We start from the raw sequence: 4,900 nt of genomic DNA, 5'->3' as shown, positions 1-4,900 counted from the left end.
CGACACCGGACCGGCGTTGTCCCGCCACCGCACCGGAGGTGGCACACCGCCTCGGTCTGGGCGAGATCCCCGCCTTCGATCTGGCCGCCGTCTGCTCGGGCTTCGTCTACGCCGTGACCGTCGCCACCGGGCTGGTCAGGTCCGGGGTGTGCGGGCGTCCGCTGGTCGTCGGCGCGGAGACGTACTCCACCATCGTCGACCCGCACGACCGGGACACCGCCGTCGTCTTCGGCGACGGCGCGGGGGCCGTACTGCTGCGTACCGGCGAGCACGGGGAGCCGGGGGAGGTGATCGCCTCCGACCTCGGCGCGGACGGGTCGGGCAGCGATCTGATCTCCATCGCCTCGGGCGGTTCGAGCGCTCCCGCCACCGGGACCCGGCCTCCGCGCGACCACCGGTATCTGCGGATGCGGGGCCGTGAGGTGTACGCGCACGCCGTGCGCCGTATGACGCAGTCTTCCCGCGCCGCGCTGGAACGGGCCGGCTGGGAGCCGTCGGAGCTCGGCGCGTTCATCGGCCACCAGGCCAACCAGCGCATCCTGGACACGGTCGGCGACCGGCTCGGCGTCGCGCCCCGGCACCGGTTCGGCAACATCCGCGACGTCGGCAACACCGCGGCAGCCTCCGTTCCCCTGGCGCTGGCCGACACCGCGGCCCGTGACCTGGTACGGCCGGGCGCCCCCACCTTGCTGACCGCCTTCGGAGGCGGACTCACCTGGGGGTCGATCGCCCTGACCTGGCCGGCGGCCCCGCCACACGCCGACTCCCCGCACCCGTCGGCCCACTCGGCCGACCACGCGCCGCCCGACGGCCGACCCCGGCGGCGTGAGGACCGGCCCCGACAGCGAGAAGAGCACCGTCGGCAAGACGGCCGTCAGCAAGACCGCCGACAGGCAGAACACCGACAGCGAGAACACCAACAGCGGGAGGAAACCCCATGGACACCGTCCACGCCTATGTGACCACCGTGCTCACCGACAAGTTCGAGGTCCCCTCCGAAGAGATCCGGCCCGGAGTGACCCTCACCGAACTGGGTCTGGACTCCCTGGCCGTCACCGAACTCCTCGTCACGCTCCAGGAGCACTACGGCACCAGTGCGCCCGACGACGCCGTCACCGGCGAGGCCACACCGGAAGACGTCGTCGGGCGCACTGGTGAACGAGCTGCTGAACGGAGCTCAGCAGCCTGCCGGGCAGGGGACACCGGAGTGACCGCCACCCGCTCCGACCGCGCGGTGGCGGTCACCGGGGTCGGCCTGGTCACACCGGCGGGTGTGGGGGCCGAGAAGACCTGGCAGCGGGTGTGCTCCGGCCTGCCCACCGCCGCCGAGGACCCCGAACTGGCCGGGGCGCCGGTGGGCTTCTCCTGCCGGGTCGACGGGTTCGATCCGCGCGAGCACGTCGGCGGTTCGCAGCCTTGGCGCTACGACAGGTTCACCCAGTTCGCCCTGGTGGCGGCCAGGGAAGCGGTGCGGGACGCCGCACTCGACCCGGACACCTGGGACGGTGCGCGAGTCGCGGTGGTCCTGGGCTCGGCCGCCGGAGGAGTCACCACCTACGAGGAACAGCACCACAGGCTCCGCACCAGCGGGCACCGCGCGGTCTCCCCGCTCACCCTGCCGGCGTTCCTGCCGAACATGGCCGCCGGGCAGCTCGCCATCGACCTGGGTGTGCACGGACCGGCACTGCAGACCGGAACGGCCTGCGCGTCCGGAGCCACCGCGCTCGTCACCGCGGCCATGCTGCTGGAGAGCGACGCCTGCGATATCGCCGTGGCCGGCGGCAGCGACGCCATGGTGACGCCCATGTGTGCCACCGCGTTCGCACGGGCGGGCGCCCTGTCCCGGGGCCACGGTGGTCCGGCGGGCGCCTCCCGGCCCTTCGACGCGGCACGGGACGGGTTCGTCCTGGCCGAAGGCGCCGGTCTCCTGGTCCTGGAGCGGGCCGCGGACGCGGCAGCGCGGCGTGCCTCGCCGCAGGCCGTGCTGGCCGGTCATGGCTCGACGACCGACGCGCACCACGCGGTGGCCCCGCGGCCGGACGGCCGCTGTCTGCGGGAGGCGACACGGCAGGCGCTCGCGCGCGCCGGCGCCGCGTACGGGGACGTGGACCACGTCAATGCCCATGGCACCGGTACCCCGCTCAACGACAGCACCGAGGCGGCCGTGCTGGGTGAACTCTTCGGCCCCGAGGGCCCCGCTGTCACCTCGACCAAGGGCGTGACCGGCCACACGATGGGTGCGGCGGGCGCCGTGGAGGCGGCCCTCACGGTGTTGGCCGTGCGGCGGCAGACGGTGCCGCCGACCGCCAACTTCGACCGGGCCGATGACGGGACCTCGGGCATCGACGTCGTGCACGGAGCCGCCCGGCAGCGCCCTGTCGAGCTGGCCGTCAGCAACTCCTGCGGCTTCGGCGGGCACAACGTGGTGCTGGTGTTCGCCCCGGCTCCTACGGTTCGCGGCGCACGGCGGTGACGGTCTCGAAGCCGGCGGTCTCGTACGGGTGCGGGGTCGACGGCGGCGTCGGGACCTGCGCGTCGCCGTCCGGGAGGGAGGCGGCGTGCACCACCGTCGGCCGGTGCTCGTCCAGCGGTTCGGAGAGCCCGCACGGTGCCGGTCCGCCGCTCATGGCCAGTGCGTAGTGCTCGGGATCGGTCATGACCGCACGGATACCTCTCCCGACCGTCGGCGAGGCAGCCGTGCGCGGAAGACCACCCGTGCTGCGGTACGCCGCACCGCCGACCGGCCCTCGGCGTCCCCGCCGGTCCCGGCCGCACGGGTGGCGGCCGGCACCGGCGGGGGTGGAGCAGCAGCTCACCGCCGCGTCAGCCGCAGTGCTGGGCCTTCTCGTCCTCGGTCATCGGCCGGGTGTGCTGCGTCTTGGTGCTCGGCGCGTCCGGCTTCGGACCGGTGGCCTCGAAGGGCACGTACCAGATGTAGTGGCCGTGGAACCGGTCGGGGAAGTGCATCTCGTACTGCCCGCTGACGGTCTGCAGCTGTGCCTCGCGCGTCACCCAGCCGACCTCGCCCGGCCTGACGTCGATGTTCGTCTGGGCCGACTCGGTGTGGGAACTCTCCCAGGTGTGCTGGTAGTTGGTCTCGATGCTGACCTTGAACACTTCGGCGAAACCGTACTCGGCGCTCAGTGAGACTCCCACGCTGTTGGTCTCGCCGGTGGTGTCGGACCAGCCGACGGTGGAGCGCTGCAGGTCCTTCGTGCAGTTGTAGGCGCTGTCGCCGACCTGGTGCGCCTCGCCCATGGAGTCACGGGGCGGCCCGTCCGGGTGGAAGACGCAGACGTCGGTGCCGTTGTCGCACTTGTCCAGCAGTTCCCGGACGGTGGGCGGATTGTCGTCGGCCTGCGCCACGCCGGGGGTGAGTGCCGCGCTGCCGGCGGTGACGAGGGCGGCCACCAGGACGGACCACCTGACGCGTTGGTTCATGGAGTTCTCCTCACAGGAGGCGTGTGGGGGGATGGGATGGCGTCGGCGTCAGCTGAAGCCGATGGACCGGGTGCGGTCGTTCATGAAGGCCCCGATGTCCGAGGTGTTCTCCTTGAACGGGCCGTCCCGGTCCCCGCCGAGCCCGGGCTCGGGGTAGAGCCAGATCCAGCAGTTGCCCCACGGCTGCACCGAGGAGATGCGGTTCTTCCAGGCGTCCTGCAGGTCGTACTGGTAGTCGACCCAGCCGTCCTTCTCGCACAGCGCCTCGCCGCTGATGGTCAGCGAGTCACCGCCGAAGTCGGTGTCGTCGAAGAAGGTGCCCTGGATGACACCGTCGGCCTGTCGGTCGCCGTCGGCCGCCAGCGACCGCGCCTGTGCGCGGAACCCGCTGTCGTGCGCCGCCGCACGGGCGGAGGCCGGCGCGTCGTCGATGCGCCCTTCGCTCGCGTGGTCGATGGCCTCGGTGAAGCTGGCGTAGCAGCGCTCGGCGCCGGTGCTCAGATCGAGGGTGCAGTGCCGCGGCTGTCCGTCCTCGCCCGACGGGACCGGGCCCGAGGGGACGGCCTGTGCCGCGGGCGCCGTCACCGCGCCGGCCAGCAGGACGGAGGCGGCGAGGGTGACCGTACGCACGGTGCGGTGTCTCGGCCGGGAGATCATGTGATCCTCCAAGTGTTCGTGGGGCACACCCAGTTGGGTGTGGAACAGCAGTACGCGTGCTCGTTGGGTCCCGGCTGAAACGGCAAGCCCGTCAATGCCCGTAAGTTACTCTCGGTAACAGCAATAACGTCGTGCGCGTGCCCGGAAATGTGGGACGCCCGACGGCACCGGCAGCCGCCCCGCACTACCGCACCGCCGCGACGCGACCCAGCGGCTGCCGTGGGACGAACGCGTCCCGCGGCGTGGCGCGCGGCAGGCCGGGCAGCGAGTGGAGGGCCGTCACCGTCCGTCCGTCGGTGTGCCGCCACCGCCTCGGCGGGTTCGTACCCGAACATGGCCAGCGGCGGCCGTGTGCCTGCGGCACACAGCTGCGGCCGCCCACTGCCTACCTGCGGCCGGCCTTGGGAGCGGCGTGAGCGATACGGAGCGGTTCGCCGACTCGGACGAGTCCGACTGGGGGCAGCTGGACGCTGTGCTGACCGGAGTCATGGAGGCCACCGGCGCTTCGGTGGGGCTGATGTATCTGCTGCCTCCCGGGGAACAGGTGCTCTCCCTCGCAGTGGTGTCCGGGGTCTCCCTCGGTATCGCCGCGCCGTGGGCCCGCATTCCGCTGGAGGCACCCGTCCCGGTGGCGGTCGCGATGCGGCGGCACCGGTTCGTGTGGCTGGCCAGCCAGGAGGAGATGGCCCGCCAGTACCCCAGGGTCGGTGTGGTGCTGCCCTACGACTTCCGGCTGGCCGCCGCCCCCGTCGTCGTCGGCGGCACGGCACGCGGCGGCATCGTCCTGCTGTGGCCGACCGAA

5 protein-coding genes and 1 pseudogene are annotated in these 4,900 nt (G+C 72.6%); 3 read left to right on the top strand and 3 right to left on the bottom strand.

Features of this window, described 5'->3' with window-relative positions:
- On the top strand, nt 1-962 hold a 962-nt coding region (locus KBY19_RS35570), incomplete at its 5' end, for a beta-ketoacyl-ACP synthase 3 (RefSeq protein WP_247691745.1).
- Complete coding sequence (locus tag KBY19_RS35565) at nt 938-2,473, top strand: beta-ketoacyl-ACP synthase II (protein ID WP_210967492.1); 1,536 nt, start codon at nt 938-940, stop codon at nt 2,471-2,473. The genes KBY19_RS35570 and KBY19_RS35565, both read left to right, overlap by 25 nt.
- On the opposite strand, the gene KBY19_RS35560 is transcribed toward KBY19_RS35565, so the two are convergent.
- The 3 genes from KBY19_RS35560 to KBY19_RS35550 form a co-directional block, all read right to left on the bottom strand.
- A complete protein-coding gene (locus KBY19_RS35560; protein ID WP_185019024.1) occupies nt 2,448-2,657 on the bottom strand; it encodes a hypothetical protein in 210 nt (69 codons plus the stop codon). The two genes, KBY19_RS35565 and KBY19_RS35560, sit on opposite strands and share 26 nt — an antisense overlap.
- A gap of 166 nt (nt 2,658-2,823) precedes the next feature.
- Nucleotides 2,824-3,441, bottom strand: a complete 618-nt coding sequence (locus KBY19_RS35555; RefSeq protein WP_099885817.1) for a hypothetical protein — start codon at nt 3,439-3,441, stop codon at nt 2,824-2,826.
- A 48-nt stretch (nt 3,442-3,489) separates the two neighbouring features.
- Nucleotides 3,490-4,098, bottom strand: a complete 609-nt coding sequence (locus KBY19_RS35550; RefSeq protein ID WP_185019025.1) for a hypothetical protein — start codon at nt 4,096-4,098, stop codon at nt 3,490-3,492.
- 412 nt (nt 4,099-4,510) lie between these two features.
- On the opposite strand from KBY19_RS35550, the pseudogene KBY19_RS35545 reads away from it, so the two are divergent.
- A pseudogene (locus KBY19_RS35545) lies at nt 4,511-4,900 on the top strand (PAS sensor protein); the annotation flags it as partial.

It is taken from the genome of Streptomyces sp. B15 (genome assembly GCF_018070605.1).
Classification (GTDB): domain Bacteria; phylum Actinomycetota; class Actinomycetes; order Streptomycetales; family Streptomycetaceae; genus Streptomyces; species Streptomyces smyrnaeus.
The sequence above is the reverse complement of the archived record's forward strand: the minus strand, read 5'-3'. Positions and strand labels throughout refer to the sequence as shown.

What these genes read in the sequence shown, in the direction of transcription:
- KBY19_RS35565 (WP_210967492.1), top strand. Translation starts at nt 938, where the DNA reads ATGGACACCGTCCACGCCTATGTGACCACCGTGCTCACCGACAAGTTC.
- KBY19_RS35560 (WP_185019024.1), bottom strand. Translation starts at nt 2,657, where the DNA reads ATGACCGATCCCGAGCACTACGCACTGGCCATGAGCGGCGGACCGGCA.
- KBY19_RS35555 (WP_099885817.1), bottom strand. Translation starts at nt 3,441, where the DNA reads ATGAACCAACGCGTCAGGTGGTCCGTCCTGGTGGCCGCCCTCGTCACC.
- KBY19_RS35550 (WP_185019025.1), bottom strand. Translation starts at nt 4,098, where the DNA reads ATGATCTCCCGGCCGAGACACCGCACCGTGCGTACGGTCACCCTCGCC.